Annotated in this window: 26 protein-coding genes; 24 read left to right on the top strand and 2 right to left on the bottom strand. The window is 44.3% G+C overall.

The genetic code is table 11. The features are described 5' to 3' along the window. Nucleotides 1-71: 71 nt before the first annotated feature. From M3M36_RS01410 to M3M36_RS01375, 8 genes are all read left to right on the top strand, one after another. On the top strand, nucleotides 72-1,223 hold the full coding sequence (locus tag M3M36_RS01410; RefSeq protein WP_252774087.1) for an N-acetyldiaminopimelate deacetylase: 1,152 nt from the start codon (nucleotides 72-74) through the stop codon (nucleotides 1,221-1,223). Nucleotides 1,224-1,323: 100 nt separating this feature from the next. Beyond that, nucleotides 1,324-2,205: a 4-hydroxy-tetrahydrodipicolinate synthase gene (gene dapA, locus M3M36_RS01405; protein ID WP_252774086.1), complete on the top strand. Its 882-nt coding sequence runs from the start codon at nucleotides 1,324-1,326 to the stop codon at nucleotides 2,203-2,205. Beyond that, the gene (gene dapB, locus M3M36_RS01400; RefSeq protein WP_252774085.1) at nucleotides 2,202-2,966 is read left to right on the top strand and encodes a 4-hydroxy-tetrahydrodipicolinate reductase; all 765 of its coding nucleotides are present in this window, start codon (nucleotides 2,202-2,204) and stop codon (nucleotides 2,964-2,966) included. Before dapA ends, dapB begins: the two co-directional genes overlap by 4 nt. A 71-nt stretch (nucleotides 2,967-3,037) precedes the next feature. Next, on the top strand, nucleotides 3,038-4,246 hold the full coding sequence (locus M3M36_RS01395; protein ID WP_252774084.1) for an aminotransferase class I/II-fold pyridoxal phosphate-dependent enzyme: 1,209 nt from the start codon (nucleotides 3,038-3,040) through the stop codon (nucleotides 4,244-4,246). A 96-nt stretch (nucleotides 4,247-4,342) separates the two neighbouring features. Beyond that, on the top strand, nucleotides 4,343-4,870 hold the full coding sequence (locus M3M36_RS01390; RefSeq protein WP_252774083.1) for a hypothetical protein: 528 nt from the start codon (nucleotides 4,343-4,345) through the stop codon (nucleotides 4,868-4,870). Nucleotides 4,871-4,880: 10 nt separating this feature from the next. Further along, the gene (locus M3M36_RS01385) at nucleotides 4,881-6,068 is read left to right on the top strand and encodes a pyridoxal phosphate-dependent aminotransferase (RefSeq protein WP_252774082.1); all 1,188 of its coding nucleotides are present in this window, start codon (nucleotides 4,881-4,883) and stop codon (nucleotides 6,066-6,068) included. Nucleotides 6,069-6,159: 91 nt separating this feature from the next. Further along, nucleotides 6,160-7,470, top strand: coding sequence for an asparagine--tRNA ligase (gene asnS / locus M3M36_RS01380; RefSeq protein WP_252774081.1), 1,311 nt, complete (start codon nucleotides 6,160-6,162; stop codon nucleotides 7,468-7,470). A gap of 64 nt (nucleotides 7,471-7,534) precedes the next feature. Continuing rightward, nucleotides 7,535-8,236 carry a DnaD domain-containing protein gene (locus M3M36_RS01375; protein ID WP_252774080.1) on the top strand — a complete coding sequence of 234 codons (702 nt, stop codon included), beginning with the start codon at nucleotides 7,535-7,537 and terminating at the stop codon, nucleotides 8,234-8,236. A 59-nt stretch (nucleotides 8,237-8,295) separates the two neighbouring features. Here the strand turns inward: M3M36_RS01375 and M3M36_RS01370 are convergent, their stop codons facing one another. Beyond that, nucleotides 8,296-8,592, bottom strand: a complete 297-nt coding sequence (locus M3M36_RS01370) for a hypothetical protein (protein WP_252774079.1) — start codon at nucleotides 8,590-8,592, stop codon at nucleotides 8,296-8,298. 26 nt (nucleotides 8,593-8,618) lie between these two features. On the opposite strand from M3M36_RS01370, the gene M3M36_RS01365 reads away from it, so the two are divergent. The 10 genes from M3M36_RS01365 (at nucleotide 8,619) to M3M36_RS01320 (ending at nucleotide 19,474) form a co-directional block, all read left to right on the top strand. Further along, nucleotides 8,619-9,758: a THUMP domain-containing class I SAM-dependent RNA methyltransferase gene (locus M3M36_RS01365; protein ID WP_252774403.1), complete on the top strand. Its 1,140-nt coding sequence runs from the start codon at nucleotides 8,619-8,621 to the stop codon at nucleotides 9,756-9,758. Nucleotides 9,759-10,030: 272 nt separating this feature from the next. Then, nucleotides 10,031-10,381, top strand: coding sequence for a hypothetical protein (locus M3M36_RS01360; RefSeq protein ID WP_252774078.1), 351 nt, complete (start codon nucleotides 10,031-10,033; stop codon nucleotides 10,379-10,381). A gap of 146 nt (nucleotides 10,382-10,527) precedes the next feature. After that, nucleotides 10,528-11,628, top strand: a complete 1,101-nt coding sequence (locus M3M36_RS01355; protein ID WP_252774077.1) for a hypothetical protein — start codon at nucleotides 10,528-10,530, stop codon at nucleotides 11,626-11,628. Between the two features lie 135 nt (nucleotides 11,629-11,763). After that, nucleotides 11,764-12,906 (top strand): DUF1542 domain-containing protein, encoded by a 1,143-nt coding sequence (locus tag M3M36_RS01350; protein ID WP_252774076.1) that lies wholly within the window; start codon nucleotides 11,764-11,766, stop codon nucleotides 12,904-12,906. A 67-nt stretch (nucleotides 12,907-12,973) separates the two neighbouring features. Then, on the top strand, nucleotides 12,974-16,015 hold the full coding sequence (locus tag M3M36_RS01345; RefSeq protein ID WP_252774075.1) for a hypothetical protein: 3,042 nt from the start codon (nucleotides 12,974-12,976) through the stop codon (nucleotides 16,013-16,015). Beyond that, nucleotides 16,003-17,118 (top strand): hypothetical protein, encoded by a 1,116-nt coding sequence (locus M3M36_RS01340; RefSeq protein ID WP_252774074.1) that lies wholly within the window; start codon nucleotides 16,003-16,005, stop codon nucleotides 17,116-17,118. Before M3M36_RS01345 ends, M3M36_RS01340 begins: the two co-directional genes overlap by 13 nt. A gap of 5 nt (nucleotides 17,119-17,123) precedes the next feature. Further along, the gene (locus tag M3M36_RS01335; protein WP_252774073.1) at nucleotides 17,124-17,885 is read left to right on the top strand and encodes a hypothetical protein; all 762 of its coding nucleotides are present in this window, start codon (nucleotides 17,124-17,126) and stop codon (nucleotides 17,883-17,885) included. A 26-nt stretch (nucleotides 17,886-17,911) separates the two neighbouring features. Continuing rightward, on the top strand, nucleotides 17,912-18,109 hold the full coding sequence (locus tag M3M36_RS01330) for a hypothetical protein (RefSeq protein ID WP_252774072.1): 198 nt from the start codon (nucleotides 17,912-17,914) through the stop codon (nucleotides 18,107-18,109). A gap of 51 nt (nucleotides 18,110-18,160) precedes the next feature. Next, nucleotides 18,161-18,667: a hypothetical protein gene (locus M3M36_RS01325; protein ID WP_252774071.1), complete on the top strand. Its 507-nt coding sequence runs from the start codon at nucleotides 18,161-18,163 to the stop codon at nucleotides 18,665-18,667. 282 nt (nucleotides 18,668-18,949) lie between these two features. Further along, nucleotides 18,950-19,474, top strand: a complete 525-nt coding sequence (locus M3M36_RS01320; protein ID WP_252774070.1) for a GNAT family N-acetyltransferase — start codon at nucleotides 18,950-18,952, stop codon at nucleotides 19,472-19,474. Nucleotides 19,475-19,559: 85 nt separating this feature from the next. On the opposite strand, the gene M3M36_RS01315 is transcribed toward M3M36_RS01320, so the two are convergent. Next, nucleotides 19,560-19,946, bottom strand: coding sequence for an RNase H family protein (locus tag M3M36_RS01315; RefSeq protein ID WP_252774069.1), 387 nt, complete (start codon nucleotides 19,944-19,946; stop codon nucleotides 19,560-19,562). Between the two features lie 104 nt (nucleotides 19,947-20,050). Here M3M36_RS01315 and M3M36_RS01310 point away from each other — a divergent pair, with 104 nt between their 5' ends. The 6 genes from M3M36_RS01310 to M3M36_RS01285 all read left to right on the top strand — a co-directional run bounded on the left by M3M36_RS01310 (nucleotide 20,051) and on the right by M3M36_RS01285 (nucleotide 25,893). Then, nucleotides 20,051-20,428, top strand: coding sequence for an EbsA family protein (locus M3M36_RS01310; RefSeq protein ID WP_252774068.1), 378 nt, complete (start codon nucleotides 20,051-20,053; stop codon nucleotides 20,426-20,428). Further along, nucleotides 20,429-21,355 (top strand): RluA family pseudouridine synthase, encoded by a 927-nt coding sequence (locus M3M36_RS01305; RefSeq protein WP_252774067.1) that lies wholly within the window; start codon nucleotides 20,429-20,431, stop codon nucleotides 21,353-21,355. A 53-nt stretch (nucleotides 21,356-21,408) separates the two neighbouring features. Then, nucleotides 21,409-21,936 carry a bifunctional pyr operon transcriptional regulator/uracil phosphoribosyltransferase PyrR gene (gene pyrR, locus M3M36_RS01300; protein WP_047974823.1) on the top strand — a complete coding sequence of 176 codons (528 nt, stop codon included), beginning with the start codon at nucleotides 21,409-21,411 and terminating at the stop codon, nucleotides 21,934-21,936. An 85-nt stretch (nucleotides 21,937-22,021) separates the two neighbouring features. Beyond that, the gene (locus M3M36_RS01295) at nucleotides 22,022-23,101 is read left to right on the top strand and encodes a carbamoyl phosphate synthase small subunit (RefSeq protein WP_252774066.1); all 1,080 of its coding nucleotides are present in this window, start codon (nucleotides 22,022-22,024) and stop codon (nucleotides 23,099-23,101) included. Continuing rightward, a complete protein-coding gene (locus M3M36_RS01290; RefSeq protein WP_252774065.1) occupies nucleotides 23,082-25,616 on the top strand; it encodes an ATP-binding protein in 2,535 nt (844 codons plus the stop codon). Before M3M36_RS01295 ends, M3M36_RS01290 begins: the two co-directional genes overlap by 20 nt. Then, nucleotides 25,603-25,893 carry a DUF7671 family protein gene (locus tag M3M36_RS01285; protein ID WP_252774064.1) on the top strand — a complete coding sequence of 97 codons (291 nt, stop codon included), beginning with the start codon at nucleotides 25,603-25,605 and terminating at the stop codon, nucleotides 25,891-25,893. Before M3M36_RS01290 ends, M3M36_RS01285 begins: the two co-directional genes overlap by 14 nt. Nucleotides 25,894-25,932 lie beyond the last annotated feature (39 nt).

Here is a 25,932-nt window from a genome sequence, read left to right as displayed (position 1 = left end):
AGTCTGGGAGCTGGCCGCGCGCCTTAGCCGATTAGAGAGATAGTTTCATGGTCCATGAAAGGGAGGCTTTGATGTCCGATTCAACCATTAATTTAGTGCAGGTTCGGCGTGACTTACACGCCATTCCAGAGTTGGCCTTGCACGAGGTGCAAACGCAACAATATTTGAAAAAAACAATTGCCACCTTTGCCAGTGACTTCTTAACAATCAAAGAGGTGCCGGAAGTTGAAACGGCCTTGCTAGTTCGCTTAGCAGGGATGCATCCGCAAAAAACAATCGGTTACCGGGCTGATATTGATGCCTTACCCATTAAGGAAGAAACGGGCTTACCCTTTGCTTCAAAGCATCCAGGTGTGATGCATGCCTGTGGCCACGATATTCATATGACGGTTGCACTGGGAATTTTGGCTTACTTTGCGAAAAATCAGCCGAAAGATAATCTCATTTTTATCTTTCAGCCGGCTGAGGAATCCGAGGCTGGGGGTAAACGTTTGTATGAAGCCGGTGCGCTCACGGGTGATTTTAAACCGGATGAGCTCTACGCTTTGCATGACCAGCCAGCTTTGCCTGCCGGTCAGATTGCGACCAAAATGGGAACGCTCTTTGCTGGAACAACGGAGATTCATCTACAAGTTGTTGGCCAGGGTGGCCACGCGGCTTATCCACAGCAAGCAAAGGATGCTTTGCTTGCCGCTTGCTCCTTTGTCAATCAGGTGCAAACCGTGGTTTCCCGTAATGTTAATCCAATCCATGGTGGGGTCGTGACGATTGGTTCCTTTCACGCCGGTACCATTGGCAACGTTATTGCTGGTGAAGCTAAGTTGGCCGGCACAATTCGGGCCTTTACCCAAACAGACTTGGAGCTGATGCAAAAACGGGTCCGCGCGATTGCGGAGGGAATTGCCGTGGCCTGTGATGTTCAAATGAACTTGGAACTCATTCAGGGTGGTTACTATCCGGTTGAAAATAATCCAAAGACCACGGCAGCCTTGATGGCTTTCATGGAAGAAAATCCGGAAGTTGACTTTGTTGAAGCACAACCAGCAATGACTGGCGAAGACTTTGGCTTCTTACTCCAGCAGTTTCCAGGCACGATGTTTTGGCTTGGGGTTGGAGATCCCGAACACAGCCTCCATGATGCCCGGTTAAATCCCGATGAACGAGCCATAAATGCTGGTGTTCAAGCGATGGTTGCTTATTTTAACCAGCAAATGGGCCAGTAGCTAATACCTAGGTAAACTGATTTTTCAGCTTGCCAGTTAAAAAATGATTAAAGAGATGCAAGCAGTCGCTATAGCTAGAGATGAGAGAGGATGGCTTTTGATGATGACAGCAAATTTAATTACCGCATTAATTACCCCATTTACCAGTCAGAATGAAATTGACTATGAGGCCTTGGACCGTTTAACGGACAAGTTATTGAATGAAGGAACGGAGGGCTTTGTTATCGGTGGTACGACCGGTGAGTCACCTACGTTAACGACGGAAGAACGGCTTTCCCTATACCGTCACTTTGCCCAGTACGTGGACGGTCGAGGACCTGTGATTGCCAATGTTGGCACAAATAATACGACAGAGTCTGTGGCTTTAGCCGAAATCGCAAGCCAAATTGAGGGTGTGACTGGTATTTTAGCGGTTACGCCTTACTACAATAAGCCTGATCAGGATGGCATGATTGCCCACTTCACGGCAATTGCCAATGCCAGCCAAGTACCATTGATGTTGTATAACATCCCTGGTCGGTCAAGCGTTTCGATGACAAATGATTCTGTCTTGTTCTTAGCCCATCACCCAAATATTAATGCGGTGAAGCAAGTGACTTCGATCGACGATTTGGCCGTTTTGGTCAATCAAGCGCCAGAGGACTTTGCCGTTTACACGGGCGAAGATAGCCAAACATTGGCAGCGAAGGCTGTTGGTTGTGCCGGGACAATTTCAGTCGCCTCCCACCTTTATGGCCGGGAAATGCAGGCACTCTTTACGGCTCTTGAGGCTGGTGATGTGGCCTTGGCAGGTCAGTACCAACGTTTTTTGACGCCGAAGATGAACGTTTTGTTCTCTCATCCATCGCCAAGTCCTGTGAAGGCCATCTTAGCTAAGCAGGGCTTGGTTGAAAATCAGTTACGTTTACCATTGCTGCCTTTGACTGAGCAGCAAACAGCAGAAGTAGAAGCCGTATTAGGCCGACAAGGAGTTATCGCATGAAAACCGTCTTTCTCGCAGGAGCCCAAGGAAAAATGGGTCAGTCAATTGAAGAACTGATTGAAGGACAAGCCGATTTTTCATTGGCTGGTCGCTTAACGACGAAAAAAGCATTGGACCAACAGTCGAAAAAGCAAGCAAGGACTGTGCCAACCTTTACTGACTTATCAGCCATTGATGTCAGTGCCGATGTTTGGGTTGACGTGACCAATCCAGCAGCTGCCTTTGAAAATGGCCAATACGCCTTAACTCATGGTTTTGACTTGGTGATGGGCACGTCTGGCTTACAGGCAGACGATTTGGAAAAATTACGGGCGTTGGCTTTGGAAAACGACCAATCGGCATTGGTTGTTCCTAATTTTTCAATGACGGCAGTCTTATTAATGCAATTTGCCGGCCAAGCGGCTAAATATTTGCCCGCTGCCGAAATTATCGAGGCTCACCATGAGGATAAGGTTGATGCACCATCTGGGACGGCAAAGGCGACTGCTGATCTGATTGTTTCTGCCCGTCAAAAAGAACCTGCTATTCCACATTCGGCTGCCTTGGCTCGTGGTGACCAAGGTCAGGGAGTGCCAATTCATGCGATGCGTTTGCCAGGTATCTTAGCCGAAGAAACAGTTGTTTTTGGTTCTGCTGGAGAAACATTAACAATAAAGCAATCAACTAATAATCGTTCGTCTTTCATGACCGGTGTTGCCCGTTCGATTCGAAATGTCAATGAAATTGTTGGACTAGAGATTGGTTTAGATAAAGTTCTCTAATTTTTTTCTAATAATATGGTAGAATGGTGCAAAGCAATGTAAAAAAATTGTTTAGAATAGGAGTGGTTTTCATGGTTCAAGTCAAAGAAAGTTTGTCGAAACAGTATAACCAATTGTTCGATATCGTGCCACCGGCGGCCATCAGAGCAGTTGACATTAAGTTGTCGGCAGTTCCAGATATCATCAAACTCACCCTTGGTGAGCCTGATTTTGCTGTTCCGGATGTCGTCAAAGAAGCCGTTAAAAAAGCAGTTGATGATAACGACTCCCATTATGCGCCTTCACAAGGAACTTTAGCCTTACGTCAAGCCATTTCTGATTATATTCATGAATGCTTGTCTGGCCCGATTTATGAGCCAAAAAGTGAAATTTCAGTGACTATCGGAGCTTCAGAAGCCATTTATGATTCATTGTCCGCACTCTTTAACCGCGGCGAAACGATTTTAGTACCAACACCAACATTTTGCTTTTACCAAGCTGAAGCCTTGCGTCTTGGCTTGAAGGTGGTCGAAATCAACACGGCACCTTCCTACTTGTTTACGGCGGAAATGTTTGAAAAGGCAATTCAAGAACACCCCGAAGCAAAGGGATTGGTGTTGAACTTTCCTGGTAACCCAACGGGTGTTACCTATGATGAAAAAGAGCTCCAGGAACTTGCTGCAGCTATCAAGAAGACGGACGTCTTAGTTTTGTCGGATGAAATTTATGCTGAGTTGACTTATGGCCAGACACACCAGTCGATTACAAGATATATTCCTGAACAAACGATCTTGATTAGTGGCTTGTCCAAGTCACATGCGATGACTGGATACCGGGTTGGTTTTATTGCCGGTCCAAAGGCCTTGATGAAGATGGTTGGCCTGGCGCATTCCGGTGTTGTGACGACGGCACCAGGACCAATGATGGCTGGTGCTCTGGCTGCCTTAACGGTAGCTAAAGACGCGCCAAAGAAAATGCGCGATACCTATCAAAAGCGCCGCGACATTGTCCTGGCTGGCTTGCAGGAGGCGGGCTTTACGGCACCAACACCAAAGGGCGCCTTTTATATTTTTGCTAAGATTCCTGATTTTTTACCACAAGATGACGAAGCCTTCGTTTATGAATTAGGTGAAAAGGCTCAGGTGGGGACGATACCAGGTTCCGTCTTTGGCGCTGGGGGAGAGGGGCATATTCGTATTTCTTACGCAACTTCGACTGAAAAATTAGAAGAGGCAATGCAACGAGTCATTGCTTATGCCAAGACTGTTAAGGAAGCAACTGAACTTTCACCAGCAGAATAACGATTAAATAGCCATGAGCTCGGATATTATCCAATTTCTTGGCTATTTTTTTGCTATAATAAACAATAGTTATGACAAATCGGAGAAAGAATTTTTATGGAAGTTCACGATAACTTACGAGTCAGAATGGCCCGGCCCAAACGGTTTTCTTGGGTTAAATTTTTAATCGTCTTGGTGACAATTTTCCTGATTGTAGCCGGTGCTATTTATGCTTACGCCTACATGGCGTTACAGCCGATGGCCAAGGCTGAATCAAATGTGCAAAAAACGGTTAGCCAAAAAACCACATTGACCAACCTACATAATGTCACGGTGGATGATCGCAATGGCATGGTTTATGCCGTTCTTGGTCAGGATAGTGCTGGGCAACAAAAGGTGGCGCTCGTTCAGGGGCAGCATGGTACTGTGACCACTTTTGATTTTGGCAATGGTCTGTCACGGACTGATTTATTAAAGCGGATTAAGGCCAAGTACAATCCAAAAAAGGTTTACTCGGCTAACTTGTCACTTTACCAAAAGACTTTGGTCTGGGAAATCATCTACGAGAGCCAAAATGGTGACATGAACTATTTGACAATGGATTACAAGACCGGCACCGTTTATCGGGCAATTAATGGAATTTAGGGAGAAAATGATGTTGCAAGCAAGTGATTTTTCAAAACGGACTCAAGCCGTCCAACCCTCAGCCACATTGGCCGTTTCTAAACAGGCGAAGCAGATGGCGGCCGCAGGAATCGACGTGATTAACCTTGGTGTTGGGGAGCCTGATTTTACGACGCCAAAGGCCATTAGTGAAGCGGCGATTGCAGCTATCAAAGGCGGCCAAACTTCTTTCTATACGCCCGTTGGTGGTATTTTGCCATTAAGAGAGGCCATTGCTGAACAAACAACTAAGAAAACGGGCCAGGCCTTGTCGGCTAACCAGGTGACGGTTACTTCCGGTGCCAAGTTGTCTTTGTACACGATCCTGCAGGTACTCTTAAATCCTGGTGACCAAGTTGTCATGCCCGAACCCTATTGGGTTTCTTACGTTGAACAGGTTCGTTTGGCGGGTGGGGTTGCCACAACCGTGAAGCCTAAGACGGCAGCGATGAAGTTGACGCCAGCAGACCTCGATGATGTAGCCGGACCCGTCAAGTTGATTATCCTGAATAATCCTGCAAATCCAACTGGGCAGGTTTATAGCCGAGCCGAAGTGTTGGCTCTTTTGGACTGGGCTGATGCTCACGATAGTTTCCTCTTGTCTGATGAAATTTATGGCCAATTGGTTTACAATGGGCAGACGTTTACTTCAGCTTTAGTTTTGAAAAAAATCAAGAATTCGCGCTTGATTATTGTCGATGGGGTTTCAAAGTCCTATTCGATGACCGGTTGGCGTATTGGTTGGACGATTGCCGATGAAAAAATCATTGCCGAAATGAATAAGCTTTTGGGTCATATGACTTCTAATCCAGCCGCCGTTAGTCAATACGCTGCCTTGGCTGCCCTAACAGTTGACCAAAAGATGGTTGAGGATATGCGGGCTACCTTTGAAAGTCGCTTAAATGAAACATATGCTAAGCTGATAGCTATCCCAGGATTGTCTGTTGCGCAAAAACCAGAAGGAGCCTTTTACCTATTTTTTAAGGTTGATCAAGACCTTTTGGACAAATTGGGCCTAAAGTCAACGCTTGATTTTGCTACTGCGCTCTTAAAACAGGCCCACGTTGCTATTCCGGCCGGTGAAGGTTTTGGAATGCCGGGCTATTTGCGCCTATCATATGCGCAAGACCAAGAAACAATTAATGAAGCCCTCGACCGCATCATGGCTTTTGTTCAGTAGGTTTTTGTCCTAGTTGACGGCTGTCAAAATTTTTATCATAATAAAGTTAATAAGTAAAATGTGAGGAGTCGGGCATTAGCCCGAATAATTTATGAGTGAAACAACGATTCCAACAATCCAAATTGTTGATGCACCGAAGTATGTCGGCCAAACAGTAAAAATTGGTGCTTGGTTACGGCAAAAGCGTGGGTCAGGAAAGATGGCCTTTTTGCAATTGCGTGACGGAACTGCTTTTTTCCAGGGTGTGGTTGCCAAGGCTGACGTTTCAGAGGAATTGTTTAATTTAGCCAAGGATTTGAAACAGGAAACATCATTGTATGTGACCGGTGAGATTCATGCAGACGATCGGTCATCATTTGGCTACGAAATTAGCATTACTGGCTTAGAAGTCATTGGTGAGAGCCATGATTACCCAATCACACCCAAGGAACATGGTACGGAATTTTTATTTGATGAACGCCACCTTTACTTGCGCCACATCAAGCCATTTGCCACATTAAAAATCCGCAATACCTTGATTGCAGCAACTTACGAATTCTTTAACCAGGAAGGTTTCATTAAGTTGGATGCTCCTTTGCTGACAGGGTCTGCCCCTGAAGGAACAACCGAATTGTTTGAGACAGATTACTTTGGTCAATCAGCTTATCTATCACAAACGGGACAGTTGTATGCTGAAGCGGGTGCCATGGCCTTCTCAAGGGTCTTTACTTTTGGACCCGCCTTTCGTGCCGAAAAGTCAAAGACACGTCGCCACTTAACAGAATTCTGGATGATTGAGCCTGAAATGGCCTTTATGCACCAGGATGAATCCTTGGAATTGCAGGAACGCTATGTTGCTTTCTTGATTGAAAAGGTTTTGGAAAGAAATGAACAGGAATTGGACTTGTTAAATCGTGACAAGGACTTGTTGCGTTCTTATACGCAGTTACCATTCCCACGTGTTTCGTATGATGATGCGATTAAGTTGTTGCAAGAAAACGATTTTGACGTGGAATGGGGTGTTGACTTTGGTTCACCTGAAGAAACATTCTTGGCCAACCACTTTCAAAAGCCCGTCTTTATTGTCAACTTTCCCAAGGCAATCAAGGCCTTTTACATGAAGCGCCATCCAGATCGTGATGACGTGGTCATTTCCGCTGATTTGTTGGCGCCAGAAGGCTATGGTGAAATCATCGGTGGATCGGAACGTGATACTGACTACGACTATTTGAAGGCTCAGATTGAAAAAGAAGGTTTGGACATGGATGAGTACGGTTGGTATTTAGACTTGCGCAGATATGGTTCTGTACCACATTCAGGTTTTGGTCTTGGTTTGGAACGAATGGTAACCTTCGTGACTGGCGAAGAACATATTCGTGAAGCCATTCCATTTCCACGGATGACGCATCGTTTGCGTCCATAAAGTAGACAAAAAAGCGCCCAAGGGTTTCTTGGGCGCTTTTGTCACGATTGACGAGGAGGGTTTGATGGACAATAAATTACAGGCCTTCTTGCAGGCTGGGAGCACTAATCTTGAAAACGCTTTACTAGTGCATTATCAAGATTTGGGTTTTGATAATGATGATTTGGTCCTTTTTTTGCAGGTTAAACGCCTTCAAGATCAAGGTGACCAGGCCGATCCGAAGGTAGTTGCCCGGATAATGAAGGCCACAGAAAAAACCGTTGTGAGTCGGCTCATGTCAATGGTTGATCGAGGCTTAATGAAGGTTGCCGGTCAAGGACGTCAGGGCGAAATTTATGATTTCTTACCACTTTACGAACGCCTGCTCAATGGTCAGGGGCTTAGACCAGCCAATAATGTTGTTTCGGCCGGTGAAAAAAGTCGTCAAGAAGTGGTTCGGATTTTACAGGGCGAATTTGGCCGCAATCTGTCACCATTGGAAATGCAAACGGTGGCTCAGTGGTTTGACCAAGATCATTTCGATCCAAACATGATGGTTTTGGCGATTCAAGAAGCAGTAGCCAACAATGCTCGGAGTTTGCGTTATATTGAGGCTATTCTGGTGAATTGGCAACGTGATAATTTAACTTCGCCCCAGGCGGTCCAAATTGCTAAAGAAAAGCGTCGTGGTGTGGTTTATCAAGCAAGACCTGCCAATGGTCAGGGCCAAAATCAACCTGAAAAAAAGCAACCAATTGTGCCAAGCTTTAAGTTAGATGACCTCTAATAAGTTAGATGACCTCTAAATGGTTGAAAACGAATGGACAGGCTGAGAGTCGGTCGGTTTTATTGTAAAATTAAGCGACCGAGGTTATCCTGGTGAAAGCCTAATAGTGGCCTGGGACCAGTCTGGTCGACCAGACAAACGAGTTTTGTTTTTGGGCTGACTTGACTCAGTCTCGTTTGCAATTGTCCAAGCGTCAATGGTTTTTTCCCAACAACGAAGGCGACTTCGCTTTGTTGGTTGAAAAAGCGTAATTGCGCTAAGGGCCTGATTTGGTCGCGGTCGTCTTTGACTTGGCCAAACACTTCGGTTTGATTTGGTAGGTAAGTTGTCAGGGCAAAGAATTCACTGATTATCATAGTATTTATATTATAAAAGGAAAATGATGGAAAAGAAATATCGTTTAATGGCAACAGTTGCAGCGGGCTTAGAGTCTGTCTTAGGCCAAGAATTAAAAGACCTGGGCTTTGATGTTCAGGTTGAAAATTACCGAGTTTTCTTTGAAGGGACTCAGGCCGATATTTTACGGGCTAATTTATGGCTCCGGACCGCCGACCGAGTGAAAATTGTGATTGGTTCCTTTCATGCGACAACTTTTGATGATCTTTTCGAGGGGATCAAAGCTTTGCCAATGGAAGATTACCTCAATTATGATTCGGAATTTCCTGTCGCCGGTCGTTCACAAAAATCAGCCTTGCACTCGGTGCCAGATGTCCAGTCAATTACGAAAAAAGCGATTGTCTCCCGTTTGCAGGAAGCCTTTCACGTTCGAACTCGTCTGCCAGAAACCGGCTTTTTTGCACAATTGGAAGTTATGGTGACTAAAGATGAAGTCATGTTGACTTTGGATACAACCGGACCGTCGCTTTTTAAGCGTGGTTACCGAGTTGAAAAGGGACCGGCACCGTTGAAGGAAAACTTTGCAGCGGCCTTAGTGCTCCTGACCAATTGGAAGAAGGACTTGCCCTTTGTCGATCCAACTTGTGGTTCTGGAACAATTCCAATTGAGGCTGCTTTGATTGGTCGTAACTTAGCACCAGGTCTGACTCGTGACTTTGATATCGAAAAGATGGATTGGTTTGATCATAGCCTTTCGGATACGATTCGGGATGAGGCCGAAGAACAGGCCGATTACGACACGCCATTGAATATTTTCGGCTATGATATTGATCCGAGAATGGTTAAAATTGCCCAAGAAAACGCTAAGCATGCCGGTTTGTCGCAAGACATTACTTTTGAAACCCTTGCTGCTGGTGATTGGCAAACAAAAGAAGAGCGTGGTGTCTTAGTAGCAAACCCACCATACGGTCAACGACTCGGGGAACTCGAAGAAGCCGAGGGTCTCTATCAGCAAATGGGAGCGGTTTATAGTCGTTTGCCTTACTGGTCGAAGTATATTTTAACTTCTGATTTATCATTTGAAAAAGTGTTTGGCCAAAAAGCAACGAAAAAGCGCAAACTGTTTAACGGGCAGTTGCGGGTTGATTACTTCCAGTATTGGGCTAATAAAGCTGAAAAAAAGTAGAGTATTCCAAATCAGAATAAAGAATCCGTGAAAAAGATTGTCAGATGACAATCTTTTTTTGTTGTTATTTTTTAATTTTCTTCATTTAAATTAATAAAAAATAAAAATTAAGTGCCTGACTTCCTTAACTATGGATGCCAACAAGACGATAACAAAAGTTTTGTTTTAATATTTTAAAAGAAAACGCTTTATTTTATTAATTTGTATTTTATACAAACTGCTTATATAATCAAATTGTAATAAAAGCAAATAAAGTAAAGGAATAGCAAATAATGGATATCAATAACAAGTATACAATCTATCAATCGCGGCACGCCTGGTTGGTAGCATCGACTATCTTCGTTTCGAGTGTTTTAACTGTGGTAGATGGCCATTACCAAATTAACGGCCATGCTGCAGAAGTTCAGACGGCACAAAATATTCAAGTCAATGACAATCGGGAGCAAAAAAAGTATCCGGAAGCTGCCAAGAAGGATTGGAATCAAGCTGACTTGGGGATGAATGTTTCCGGAACAGAAAGTAATCAAAAGAACCAAGAGCTGAAGGTAATGATGATCATACTAATTTTCTCTTTGATCAACGTCGCCCTGAGAGTCGTCACCAGGGTCCGGGAAGAACCTTAGGGGCAACCGCTACGACAAAGAGTACGGATAAGATAGAACTGGAGTCAGATAAACAAGGACCAGAGCAGAACCAAAAGCCATCCAATACAAAAGCTCAGGAAAAGGACTTAGGAGAAACTAATTTAGCCAAGCAACCATTACTTTCATTGTATGAGCAAACAACTGATGCTTATGAAAAATTAGTCAGATCTTTAAAAACAAGCGAACCGAATTTAAATGGCGGTGGAGATGCCGTGTTAGACAGTGACCAGCGTCACATTGCTAAAGCTGGCCAGATGATTTTTGGTGAACCAGACAATTCGTTACTGGGCTTGGGCAGTGCTAAAAATGACTACTCGAATGTTTCCCAAATGCGATTAATGGTTGATGACTCATATACCCAAAAATTAACGGATCAAGTCAGGTCATTACTTGGTGAAGAGCAGAAAGCATCGAGAACGAGTTATTTCCCAAATCAAAATGCTCTTGTCTTGGGCGGCGGCATGCCATTAACAGCCAATATTTATTCTTCAAATGAGTCATCTTTAAATTCGGAACGTTATTATAAAATGTTGCAGGCAACCCTCAGTGCCGTTGCCAATGTTCTCAGTGTTGGTATGGTTCATGATAAGTTGACAAATAACTACGACCAGGGTCAATACGGAGTTTACTTACGTGTAGCGGTACCAGCTGGTGTTGATCCAAATGAATTTCTGAAGACCCTTAACTTAGACAGTAGCCGTTTTGCGGCGGAAATGAATTTTAGTGCAACATTAGGCATTGACCGGTTAGTCAGTACGATCCCAGGGTTGAGCAAAATTTTGTCGCAAGGTTTGGGCTTGCCAGTTAGTGGGAATATTGGTTCTATTGTCGATTTGGTCTTAGGGAATACAGTTAGTCAGCTAAATGAAAAATACGGCACTAATTTGTCCTTTAAAAATTCAGATAGCCCGTTTTATCCAATTACAATTTATCCAAAAGCAACCAAGGTCAACGATCAAGAGGATCCCAATGCACTCTACTTACTGGTTCGAGGTGATGAATTGAATCACTATAGCAGTGCGGTGACTGAGGCAAAAATTTTACTGACGAAGTTCTTTATGGAAACACTGTCATGGGCTGGCAATATTCAGGGTAGCGCTTATGGCTACTTGAACTTCGATTTAAACCGTTACTCCGGTAATATGAGTAGTCAAGAAATGAAAAAAACGTTACAATGCCGATGGTCAACACCAGCAACAGCTGGCGGATATGGAGCTTTATGCTGACGATAGTCCATATAAAATTTTGACGCGACACCAGCTACCCCCACAAGAATCTGGTCATGCTTTTCTGTCTTTAAACCTAATGGATAGTAATGATATGCTTGTCGCTCAAGCCATGATTATGGTGAAAATGGGGATTTGGGTCGTGATATCGCACTGCGACGGGCCGATCAAAAAACCGTCCATCCGTTACCTTTATCAAAGGTACCAACATGGCGGGCCTATATTTCACTCTTTGATAAAGAAAAAGTTTTGAATACAAAGAAAGTAGCTGGGCATTCTGAAGAATGGGCAGAAGTTCCACACCAAGAACAAGTTCTTCTTGGTCAAGACCTTGACCACCGCGTTATCAAATTGTCGAATGGGCAAAATTTTTATGATCAAGCAGGGCGGTTTGACCGAGTAATTGACTATTTTGATCACCAGGTGTTGCTCGATGATCAGGGTTTTCACCCCAGCAAAAATGTACAATCGATCCGTTTGGTACGGTCAGTGGATCCGGCGGGTCAAAAAACTAGCTGGCAGGATTTTGCTATTTATAATCGTCCATTTACGGTTTACTATCACGGCGAAATGACATTGAACAACGGTGAAACAATTCCATTGAGGCCAACACAATTAACGGTTTTTCAGGAAAATCTCGACCAGCAATCACCGCTAGATAGTCAGCGGCGCGCTGCTTTTGCCACAATCAAAAAGCAGGGAGAGTACCTCTTTAGTTTGATTCAGCATTTGAAACCAAAATTATTGGATCAAGTGACTGCTGACTATGGTCAAAAAATTCAAACAGTGGTAAGTGATGCCAACCAGAAATTAGACCAAGGTCAAACAACTACTGAAATTCAGCTGGTGCAAAAAGACCACCTTGACCAATTAATGGTCATTCAAAATCAGGCAACGCAAAACCAACCATTGGCTCCAGCATTACTCAATACAAATCGTGATTTAGCTTACCAACAGCTTGACCAAGAGGCACTTTCAACGAAGGTCGGCATTAATAATGCTCAGAGGCTTAATCAAGAGCAAAAGCGAGCTTTGCTCGCCAAGGTAGGAGCAGTTGCTCAGACTGGAAAGAATGAGATTGGTCTTGCGCCCGATGTGCCAGCAGTGCGTCGTGTTTTACTACGAAATGTCGAAGCATTGCGAGCAATTTTTGTCAGTCAAGACAGCAAGGAGGACGCTCGGTTGACTTTGGTACAGGCTGGGCAAAAAAGAAACAGGAATTTGCTGCGATTGTTCATGTTAACCAACAAAGTTTACACGAACAAGAAAAAGGGTTGACCATGAAGTAACCGTTTATCGGCAACAGGTCAGTCAAGCTCAAACAGTAGCTGACTTAGCTCCGTCATTGGCGGATGGCCTACAGGCCATTGATGATGTGGCCAAGCCTGAATTGCAAATTGATTATCAACCAGTCAGTCCTGATGAAGTAAAGATTGCAGTTGTGGCTCTTCAAGAAAAGGGGTGGGGGACCAAAAAACGGTTTCGCGAAATTGCCCATACAGACTCACTGAGTCTGCGCAGACAAGAAAAATTCGTGACTGAGGAAATTAACCGGGGCTTAATGGCTATCCGTGCAGCACAAATTAAGCGAGAATTGCAGCAAGCACTCGACAGAGCATTGCGGGCAATTGACGGGGTTGCACAGCCACAGCTAATCAAAGAATTTCAAGCAGTTGCAGCAACTGATCGTCAACGTGCCATTGATGCAGTGGCAGCTGCTGGTCAACAAAAAAAGCAACTTTTTAAGAAAGTAGTGCACGTTGAACCTGATAGTTTAAATCAGCAGATCAACTTTGTTGATCAACTAGTGAAAAAAGCAATGATTTCTTTGCAGCAGGCTCAAACAAACCGGGAACTAGTTAGCATAATGGTTAACGCGTTCAAAGAAATCAATGCGGTCGCTAATCCAGCTAAGTTGATTGATTATCAGCCAGTTAGCCCAAATGACGTTCGTCACGCGCTTGCGGTTTTGCAACAGATTGGGCAAGAAAAAAGCGAGTTCTTCAATCAAATTATTGGTATTGATCAAAGAAGTCTGGCAAAACAGCAAGCTGAATTGGAGCGGGTAATTTCGAATGGTATCGTGCAATTAAAACAGGCAGAAACTAACCGCGAATTTGAGCAGAGTTTTCAAGGAATCTGCCAATCTATTCGCGCGGTTGCCAAGCCAACAATTCGAAGAGAGCTGCAGAAGGTAACAGCAGCTGAGAAAACTCAATCAGTTGCCTTCTTAGAGCAAGCAGCTCAACGTCAGCGTGACTCTTTCAAAAAAATTGCTCATGTTGATCAAAAAAGTCTGGACCAACAACTGTCGGTCCTAGATGAGGTTCTCAAAGTCGGAACTCAATTGATTAACCAAGCAAAGACAAAGGGAGATTTTGCTAAGGCTAGCGAGCAGGCATTAACCGCAGTGAGGGCGGTCGCCAAACCAGTGGTGGAATTTGATTACCAAGAGGTCAATGTTCAGGCTGTGAGTCAGGCTTATAGCAAACTTTTAGACATTGTTTCAGCTAAGCAGAAGAAGTTTAAGCAGATTTTGCATGCTGATCCAATGAGTTTGGTTAAGCAAATGCAACTGTTAGACACCATTATGAAAGCCACGACAATCGAATTGAATCAATCAATGATTCAAAAAGACATCCGGAATGCCTACAATAAAGGAGCTAAGGCGCTTAATTTAGTTGCAGTGCCAAAAATTTTAAATCAATACCAGCCGGTTACGTCAGAAGAATGCCTGTTGGGTCAACGGACCTTGCAAAATGCTTGTACAGAGAAAAAAGCTGATTTTGCAGCCATTAACCATGTTGATCAAGAGAGATTAGAGGCTCAGAAATTAGTTCTTGACTCGGTTTTAGCAACAGGATTACAGGAATTGCAACAAGCAAAAACCAATGCCAGCTTCCGAAAGACTTTGGCGACTAACCTTGACCGTATTCAAAGGGTTAAAAAGCCGTCAATTCAAAAAGACTACCAACTGGTTACTGATATGAACCGTTATTTAGCACAACAGGCGATTAATTATGCTGGTCAGGCTAAAAAACAAGCTATTTTTGCTGTCAAGCACGGCGAACAAAAGAGTGTTCAACGGCAAGTGGAAGCAGTACAAAAAACCGTTGCACAAACGCAGCTAGCCATTATTCGAGCAGCGGTTCAAGGAGAAGTCGAACGGGCGGTCAAGACTGGCTTCGAGTTGCTTGCTAAGGTTGCCGGGCCAGTATTAGAATTTGATTACCAACCAGTCACTTTAGCTGATCGAAACCAAGCCTTTCTTGTCCTAAATCAAGCAGCTAATAACAAAAAAGCTACTTTTACAGCTATTGATCATGTTGATCCAGTGAATTTGTCACTGCAGGTCAGCTTGATTGAAAAAAATAGAACGAATGGTCAGGAATTGCTGTTAGGTGCGAAAAACAAGAAGGACCTTCGTCAAAAATTGGCGACAACATTAATGCACTTTGATCAAGTGGCTGATCCGCTGAAGACAATTGGTTACCGTCAAGTTGAAGTCAGTGATCAAGCAGATGCCAAGAATCAATTGAAAATTGCCGCTGAGAATCAAAAACAAAAATTTGCAGCTTTGGTGGGAGTTGATCCTGAAAGTTTGGCCCAACAGCAAGCACTTGCCAATCACAGAGTCGATCAGTCCCGGACTGATGGGGAACTGAAAACTGCTTGCCAACAGGGACTGGCAGCAATTCGTCAAATTGCACCACCACATGTTCTGGAAGAACTTCAGCCAGCCTCAATTACAGACAAAAAGTTGGCTAAGGATTATTTGAATCAGATTGTGGCTAAGTGTCAACAATCCTTCCGTCAAATTAATCATGTGGATCAAACTAGCCTGACCCAGCAATTGCAGTTATTGAACCAAGCTAGTGAGCAAGGCAAAAAAAGTATTGACGAAGCGACGACGAAGGGGGCATTGAATCAGGTGCTTAGCCATGCTGAGCAAGCGATTACCCGTATCAGTCAACCTGGCTTACACCCGCTTTTTCAACCAGTTAGTCAGGATGAGAAAGCCGCTTTTGATGATATTCTGGTACACCAAGCTACTTTGAAAAAGGACCAGTTTACTGCGATTGTCCATGTTGACCAAGAAAGTTTCAGCCAACAACAGCAGGCTATTGATCAAGCCTTGGCACAAGCAAAGGACTTAGTTGCCGAGGCTAAGACGAAGTTTGATTTAAACCGGGCCTTTGTGACTGGATTGCAGGGGATTCAAGACGTCGCCCAATCGGTTATTCAAGTAGAATTCCGGCCAGTTGTCAAAGCTGACCGGAAGCAAGCATTGGCCATTGTCAATCAGGCCTTTTTGAAAAAACAAAAATATTTTGTTGGCCTGCAAATGTGGTTCCTAATAGTTACAAGGGCCAAATGGCGGCTTTAAAAGCTGCTCGAAAGGCAGCAGTTTTGATGCTGTCAGCGGTTGAAAACCAAGGACAGTTGCATACCGCTCTGCAAGCAGGATTAGGTGCTTTGGGTCAAGTAGCCGAACCAACGTTAAAGTTGGCTTATCAACCAGTTAGTGCGGCTGATAAAATCGATATTGAAAAGATGTTGATTCAATATGGCCGTGCTAAGCAGGAACGATTTGCTAAGAATGCCCAGGTTGACCCAGATAGCCTCGAGCAACAGCAACAACAAATTGATCACATCCTTGATCAAGTCAACAAGAACTTAGCTCAAGTTAAGGTGAATCAAGAGTTAACGACGGTACAAAAGCAGGTGTTGGCTAAGATTGATTTAGTTGCCGATCCAGTTTTGCTATCGGCTTATCAACTAGTGACAGACCGGGAGCGAGCCGTGGCAGAGCAAAAAATTACCGCTGTTAGCCAGTCAAAGCGGGCAGATTTTTGGGCCATCGAGCACGTTGATCAGCAGAGCTTGAAACAGCAGTTGGAACAACTAGCTGATGTTTTGCGGACAGGCCAGTCATTAATGCAGCAGGCCAAAGTACGCTATCAATTTGATGCAGCAGTTAAGCAAAGTTTAGCTGATATGCAGTCAGTAGCCCAGCCAAGTATCGCCTCAGAATACCGTTTAGCTAGGGCAAATCAAAAAGTAGATGCGAAGCAGACATTACTGTTAGCAGCTAAAGAAAAGGTTGATTATTTTGCAAAATTGGATGGTGTCGATCAATCAAGTTTGATGATACAAAAGGAACTGTTAGCGGACATAGTTCAGCGTTACTCGGCTTTAGTTGATCAGGTAAAAACTGTTCACGATCTGCATGTACTTCTCAACAAGGCGGTGCAGGATGTCAACCATATAAAACATCCACAGCAAAATTGGCAGGATCAAGCGGTTAATAAAGATGAAATTCAAACTGCGAGCCAAGATGTAACTGCGACAGGGGAAAACCGGATGCAGGATTTTGGGCAAATTATAGGCGTCGATCCAACCGCGTTATCTCAGCAACAGCAAGTAGTGAGCCGGGCTGTCCAGGATGGTCTGGTGGCGATTAACTTGGCCAAGTTAATCGCCAATTAAAGGAAGTGGTTCAAAGCATTAAGAACGCGATTCAGAAGGTTCAATCACCACAAATACAATGGGTTTTCCGGCAGCCGACGAAGGCAGATCGGCAGAAAGCTAAAGATAATATTCACCAAAAAGCAAATGAGCAAAAACAGATTTTTGAAAAGTTGCCAGGTGTCGATGCTAAGTCAGTAGCGCAAGCCGCCACGATTGATCGAATCGTTCAACGGGCCAAGCAAAAATTAGATGAAGCTGTGGTGAATGCTGGTCTGATAGCGATTAAACAGAGTGCCTTGGAGGCTATTGGAACGGTTAATCAACCAAATCTGCTACGTTCTTTCCAGACAATTGATGTTAATGAAGTTAACCGTGCTGAAAGTGTAATCCAAGTTGTTGGAGATGGTTTGAAGAAGCAGTTTAATGCGATTGAAAATGTTGATCCGGTTAATTTGCAGCAACAAATAAACCGCATTGATCAGGTGATTACTATTGCTAAGAAACGGCTGAATGGTGCCAAGACGAATACTGCAGTTGATCAGATTCAGGGAGAAACTTTGGCTGACTTGGTCTCGATTGCCGCGCCAAGCGCATTAACGCTTGAGCGTGAAATACGGGAACAAGCACATCGTCAAATTGACTGGGCTGGTGCAAAGAAGCAGGCAGAAATTGACTTGCTACCAAGACCAGTTAAATTAACCTATCAAACTCTTGTCACTCAGTTACGGGCCATCTTAGCGCAGGTCACCAAGCAGTCGTCCAGGCAAAGACTGTCCAGGATTTAGCTGAGCAATTAACAAAATTCTGGCAGATGATGAATACTTTAACGCTACCAGTGGCGACTGAAAAGCGCCCGGACCAAGCAGCAATTCAGGCAGCTGAGCGACAAGTTGATCAGGCAGGTGAAAAGCAGCAAGCAACCATTGGATCAGCCCTGAAGGCCAATCAACAAGAACAGGAAGCAGCTATGGCTCAACTACAAAAAATACTTGCACATGCGCACCAGTAAATTAGCGAGGCAAAAAAACAACAAGACCTTGATGAGACTGTAAAGGCTATTTTGGATGCGATTAAAGCAACTACTAATTCTAAGGTTCCTCTCACCAAGTTGGCTATTAGTCCTGTTAAAGATGGCACTAAGGTCACTAGAGTTGGCGGAGTGGTGATAGCAGCCGACCTAATAGGCAGCTCTAAGAAAAGCATGGTGGCATTGGTGAAAAGGAATGATCAAAAGCCGGTTTCCTCAGTGCTGCAGCCAGTTGAAGAAACAAAAGTCACTGCTCAAACTAAACAGTTGCCCCTTGGTTTTCCAGAAAATAACGATACAAAAACCAATGTCAGTGAAAGCCCGCAAAAGCAGGATCCGGTGATTCATAACAATGACTTACCAGTTCCAAATAATGAAATTGGTAGCAGCTTCAGCCAATCCAATTTGGTTAGCGTTTTACCACAAACGAATCAGCAGGTGAATAATCGTCAGTCGGTGAAAGCACTTATTTTGACCGTTTGGTTAACTGTCTTAACAGGATTTGGTTTGACCAAAAAACAGCCCGATGGCATTGGGTAATTGGCACAGTTTGCGATAAAATTAAAAAATTCACGCAATTAGATTGAAATTTGTGTTTTTGAATGAAAAAGTCTTTTTAGGAACCGGACAGAAAAGCTCGATTAGTCACAGAGTAATCGAGCTTTTTTGTTTAGCAATGTTCATGCAAAAAGTCATCAAGAAATCTGTTTTCAGAGACTTTATTTCCAAATTTGTTGTGCTATAATTGATGCCTGATGACATTTGGAAAGGAGTAGCGTACTGATATTAGTACGCGATATTACGCATATGCCAGCAGTATTTATGCGACGAGCACAGGCTCGTGATGTCTCTGAAATCGTTGCGATTTTGCAGACCGCCAAAGGTTATTTAAAGGAGCAGGGGATTGACCAGTGGCAATCCGATTACCCGAATGAAGCGACAATCCAAGCTGATTTGGATGCGCAACAGGGTTTTGTCTTAGTAGTCGGTGATGAGGTGGCAGGATACGCTGCTGCCTTTGAAGGGGAAGATCCACTCTACACGGATATTAAAGAGGGTAGTTGGGCCGATAGTGGTCACGAACACGACTATGCCTCACTCCATCGGGTAGCGATGTCGGATAAGTTCCGTGGCCAGCGACTAACACCACGTTTTTTCACGGCGTTAATTTCATTCTTTTATGCACGGGGTGCCCGCGATTTTCGCATCGATACCCATCCGGGGAATCTCCCTATGCAAAAGGTGATTGCCAATAATGGCTTTGAAAAGTGTGGTTCAGTTGATATGCTTGAAGCAGAACATATTTCAACAAAGCGTTTTGCCTACCAGCTACTTATTAATGATTAAAGAAAAAGCCGTCAATCAGCTGATTGGCGGTTTTTTTTGAGCTATAATCTTGGCTTAAATTCACTTTTTTAAACTAATAGTGTCCTTAATCTTGTAGGGCCTGGAGGGCCAGATGGTGGGGCCCCTGATTTTTTCGATCTGCAACCCATGTGTAAAAGGTTAAATCAGGATTGGGTAAGAGGGCTAAAATTAAATCGACTTCTTTTTGGTAGTGTTTGGCATAGCCTTTTTGCATGGAACTGACTAAAATTTTTGAATCCGAAACGATTTCAACAAGTTGGCTGGCTTGGAGGATGGCTAATTCTGATTTAATTGCCCAAAGTAAAGCTAAAAATTCAGCTTGGTGGTTATCCTCACAGTCCGCTAAGCGAACTTTTTTTTGGTATTGTTGACCATTTTGAACGAGAACAAGACCAGCACTGGCATGGTGGCTGTCCATTTGGAAAGCAGCATCGATTGCTAAACGAATCACATTTTTATCCTTTCTGGGACTTTTCTTCAATTCTAACAATACCAGAATGCACCAGTAAATGGTAAAATAATAGATGTTTAGATACGGAACAAGGAGAACGTTTCATGCGTATTATTCGCGGTTTTTACCAACCGAAGGCAGACTGGTCCAATATTGCTTGGATTATGTGGCTATCCGTTTTAATCATTAGTCCTATTTGGGCTAGTGAGCTTTTCTATAATATTAATTGGTGGTGGGTAACCTATACCATTTTTATGATTTCGATTGGCCTATGGACTTTTTTGGGACGCAAAGTCATACTTGAAAATCAAACCTTAACGATTAGTAGTGCCTGGATGATGAAAAAACAAGTCATTAACCTGAATGACTCAGCAGTTAATTGGTTTTTTGACCAAAAGGCACTCATTATTGTCATTGGCGGTCGGCCACGGGCCTATCACCTTTCGAAGAGAATGGCGCAAGCGCTGAAAGGAATGGACTAAATGGCTGAAACAACACTGGTCACATTGACAATTGATCAAGAACAGGGCCGATTAGATGCCGTTTTGGGACAGGCAAAACTACCATATTCGCGGTCAACACTGGCTAACTGGATTAAAGCAGGACTCGTATTAGTCAATCATCAAGCCGTGAAACGGTCTTATGTGGTCAAGAAGGGCGATGTTGTTAGCATTAACCCGCCAGCGGTGAAAGAAACGGCACTTGAGGCAGAAAATATTCCCCTTGATATTGTATACGAAGACGATGATTTATTGGTTGTGAATAAGCCGCAAGGGATGGTTGTCCACCCAGCGCCAGGCCATTCTGGGGGAACCTTGGTGAACGCTTTACTCTACCATGCCCCCTTATCAACAATTAACGGTGAATTCCGTCCTGGTATTGTTCACCGGATTGATCGTGATACCTCTGGTTTGCTGATGGTGGCCAAAAATGACCAAGCCCACCATGCCTTAGCTGCTGAATTAAAGGCTCATAAAACGCAAAGAATTTACTATGCGTTGGTCAAGGGCAACTTTGAGGAAAATGAAGGAACGATTGATGCACCAATCGGTCGTCATCCTAAGGATCGTAAGAAACAAGCCGTGATTGGAGATGGCCGTGAGGCCGTGACTCATTTCAAGGTGATTGAGCGTTTTGGCGGTTATACACTGTTAGAATTAGCATTAGAGACCGGCCGAACGCATCAAATTCGGGTGCACCTGGCTTACATTGGTCATCCCGTTGTTGGTGATAGTGTTTATGGTCACCAGGACAAGATTTTTAATATCAAATTACCAGGTCAGCTTCTTCACGCAAAAACGCTTGTGCTGACCCAACCAAAGACACAAGAAGAACTCCGATTTGATTCAGCACTACCGGCTCTGTTTGACCAGGTATTGCAAGAATTGCGTGAAAACCAAGGTTTATAATCGGTGAAAAAATCAGTTAATCGTGTTAATAGGCCCGACAGAAAGGACGAAACATGGCAAATAAAGTAGTGTTAGACCAGGATTCGATGCAACGAGCATTGACTCGAATCACTTACGAAATTTTGGAACGGAATAAGGGTGGTCAAAATCTCATTTTAGTGGGGATTAAGACTCGTGGCGAGTACTTGGCCCACCGAATTGCTGACCGCTTGGAACAACTGGAACAGGTTCAAATTCCTGTGATGGCGATTGATGTCACCAATTACCGTGATGATCACCTGGACAGTGGTGATGATTTGGGCTTGGACCCAGCTGAAAAACTCAACATTGCCAATCAAAACATTGTCTTGGTTGATGACGTGCTCTTTACCGGTCGGACCACTCGGGCTGCTTTGGATGCTTTGATTCAAATTGGACGTCCTCAGGCGATTGCTTTGGCAGTTTTGGTTGACCGCGGTCACCGCGAATTGCCAATCCGGGCTGATTTCGTTGGTAAAAACATCCCAACTGCCCAAAATGAAAAAATTAAGGTAAAAGTCAAGGAATTTGATGGGGAAGACTCGGTTGAAATTGTCCATTAGGACAAGTTAGTTCGTCGTGCCTTTGAAAATCAGGGCTGGAGAGAACCTGATTTTTTCGAAAATAGTAGATAATGAGAGAAAAAGTATGGAACGGCACCTAATTTTAGAGGATGGAACGGTTTTCTCTGGCCAAGGCTTTGGCGCACCAGCGACAACCTTTGGCGAGATTATTTTTGATACCGCTACCTCCGGCTATCAGGAAACAATTACAAATCCAATTTATGATGGGCAAATGATTGTCTTTGCGATGCCAGTTGTTGGCGCCGATGGCATTCATGCGGAGGCCTATGAGTCGACTACACCCAAAATTCGTGGTGTAGTTGTTCACGATTTGGCGGAAGTATCCACTAATCGGCAGCGGCGGATGAACCTGGACCGCTTTTTGCAGCATCATAATATTCCGGGACTGTATGAGGTCGATACGCGTAAGTTAATCCGCCACCTTCGCGAAACGGGCCCGCAAAAAGCGACAATCGTTGATGTTGTCGATGACCACGCAGTTGACCAGTTGGTGGCCACCGTGTTGACAAACAAGCAGGTTCAAAACACGGCTACCCCGAAGGCCTATGCCAACCCTGGCCATGGTTTTCACATTATTGTGATTGATTTTGGTTTAAAACACGGGATTCTGCGAGTTCTTGGTGACTACGATGCCAATGTGACGGTCCTGCCCTATACAACAACGGTTGATGAAGTGTTGACACTGGACCCCGATGGTATTATTTTATCAACTGGTCCTGGTAATCCCGAGGATTTGCCTGATTCGGTCCTGACTTTGATTCGAGTCTTACAGACGAAAATGCCTTTGTTAGGTCTTGGTCTTGGACACGAGCTCCTGGCATTGGCCAATGGGGCTGAAATTCAAGCCTTACCGGCTGAATACCATGGTATGAATCATCCGATCCAAGAAATTATCTCGCAACAGCTTTTTTATGCCCGGCAGGGGCGTGGCTATGTGATTGATGAGCATTCACTAGATGGCAAGAAACTCTTTGTGACCCACCGCGATCTGGTTGATGGATCAATCCAAGGCATTCGTTTGCGCGACAATCCAGCCTTTTCTGTGCAATTCTTTCCGGATGGGGCACCTGGTCCTCTTGAAGCAAACGGAATCTTTGCGGACTTTTTTGAAACGGTAGCAGATTATGTACAAAAAAATAGTTGAAACGCCGGTTAAAAAAGTACTTTTTATCGGTGGTGGCGAAACAGACTTTGGCCTCCAAGGCGAAAGTGATGCCGCAATTTACCAAGTTTTGCCAATTTTAAATGGCCTTGGTTATACAGTGACAGTTTTGGATGATAATCCCTATTCGTTGGCCCTGGAATCACCAGCGGCTACCGGATTTTTGCGGACTTTGACTGTCCAAAACGTAAAGAAAATTATTAAGTCTCAAAAGATTGATGGTGTGATGCCGCTTTTTGGTGGTGTGCGGGCGTTGCGTTTATGGGACCAGGTTGTTTCTGAGTGGCGTGAAGCAGATGGTGTTTTGCCACAAACGCTTGGTTTAGCGGCTAGCGAACTGCACGAGGTTAACGATGGGACTTTACTCTTTGACCGAATTGAGGAAATAGGCCTAAGTGTTACCGCCTCGGCCGTGGTGCAAAACCAAGAAGAAGCGAATGAAATGTTGCGCGATTTGGAATTGCCTTTGGTCATTCGGGCACACAACCCAGTTCAGGGCACGACGAGACAAATTGTTGAGCGCTTGGATGACTTTGACCGCGTTGTTAACCGGGTCATGGGTCAATCATTAACTAACGAGGTGCTGATTGCTAAGGCAATTAATGGTCTCAAAGAAGTCTCTGTCTTGGTTGTTCGTGACCGTGATGGTAACTGTCTTCAGGTCGGAGCCTCTGAAGATATGGATCCAATTGGCATTCATACGGCCGACTCACTCTCAGTTGCGCCGGTTTTGACGGTCTCCGATCAAATTTTGCAGCAAATGCGAATTCAAGCCTTTGCGATTGCTGACTTAATTGGCCTTCGTGGTGTGTTACACGTTCAGTTTGCTCTTGATGAAAAGACGGGTGAAATTTATGTAATTAAGGTTTCGCCTTATCTTGATCATTTGGCGAACCGGATGGCTGTGATGACCGGTTATCCTGTGATGCTGGTAGCAGCGCAGCTGGCCATGGGCAAGAAAATTACCGAGGTCTATTTGCCAAATGCCTTCCATGAAAAAACGGCGATTATGGAGCCGGTGATGGACCATATTGTCGTTAAGTTGCCGGTTTTCTCCTTTGGTGACCTGGAAGCGATGGGCATTAAAGTTAATCGTCAATTGAATTCAGTGCAAAAATCAGTTGGATCGGCTTTGGGATTTGGTCGAACATTTGTGGAAGCGATGGAAAAGGCCATTCGTTCGGCCCACTTCAATAACCGGTCGTTTTCCCCAAAATATATGGCCGATGTCTCGGATGATGAACTGATTCAACAGTTGATTCATCCGCAAGATAACCGAGTTTTGCTCTTAATTGAGGCCTTACGTCGTGGTTATGAAGTCGATGAACTGGCTGAATTAACTAATATTGATGAGTTTTACTTTTACCAACTGAATCGTCTAATCGACATTGAGCGGTCGGTTGACCAGGATAAAATTGATGCCGATGCACTACGACGAGCGAAGAAATTTGGCCTTTCGGATGGCCTGATTGCCCGTTTTTGGCAAACTGATTTTCAAGCAATTCGTACCTTAGCGCGACAAAATAATATCCAGCCAACTTATAAGGCCTTGGAGCCATCTGCTGGTGAATTTCCCGAGCATGCACGGCAATTCTTTGCCACCTTTGAAGAAGAAAATGAGTCCGAACCAATTTGCGCCCAGTCGGTTTTGATTATTGGGCCAGGGGCCTTTCGCATGGGGGACGGGGCATCAGCTGGTTATATGACCAGCGTGACGCTGTCCGAGTTGCATCGATTGGATTATCAAACGATTATCATGAACAACAATGCGGCGGATCCAACTCTGTTGCCACACCTGTCAGATAAACAGTATTTGGAACCTCTTGAAGTTTCGGATGTCATGTCGGTGGTTGATAAGGAACAACCTCATGCTATCTTGGTTCCAGGTAATCGTAAAAAATTGATTGAAGCATTGCAGGCAATGGGTCAACACGTGATTGTTTTCCCGAAAGAAAAGCATCATCCGAGCGGACCCGAAAAGCATCAATCGGAGTTTAGCTTGAATTTCTTCTATGATGGTGAAGAAAAGCACCCATTGGTCGTAACGCAGCACCGACCTGGTGAAGTTCGCATTCTCGACCAAGCGATTGATCCGGCTCTTCTGGATGGATTGTTATTAGCGAGTCTAGGTCTGTATCAAATTATTTGGCGCGTCGACTTGGATGCTTGGGTCAGCAAAATTCCTTTGCCTGACTTACGAGTGGATACTTGGCTGCGGCCAATGCCATACGGACATATTGCTTACCTGACTAAGGTTTTGGGCATTCCATTGGGCCGGATGATTGTGCGAGCTTGGGTTGGGCAGCTAAATGAAGCTGACCGCCAAGACCTAGCTGCTATTAAGGGCCAGCATGAAACGGCTAAATTGGCGATGGCAGCAAAAAATACAGACTTTGACTTACACTTGCACCCCGATAAAGATATTGATTTAACTCGCTTTGAAATGGGCGCCAAGGTAGTCCCGTATGAAAGCGAGAATAGCGATGGGCAAAAGTAATCAGTATCCAACTGAAATCCTTTATGGGGTAATGGTCACTGAGGGTAAGTCTGGTGATTACCAAGTCAAACACGGTCAAAAACTGCACCCCTGGCGAATCGGTAAACACACGAAAGGTCAGGTTGTCGGTCCTGGACAAATCTTTTTGACCGAAAAAAATCAGAAGGTCGTTTTAATTAAAACGGCACCGTTAGCTTTCAAAAACCGTCACAACTATCAGCCGATGGGTCGGTTTACTAGTGAAATGATGGTTGTCCCAGCTGATTTTCAAGAATAAAATGAAGGACAATAAAAAGGCTACTGAATCAAAAATGGT

Origin of the sequence: Fructobacillus americanaquae (genome assembly GCF_024029775.1) — a bacterium.
Classification (GTDB): Bacteria; Bacillota; Bacilli; order Lactobacillales; family Lactobacillaceae; genus Fructobacillus; species Fructobacillus americanaquae.
This window is presented reverse-complemented; position numbering and strand designations above follow the sequence as displayed.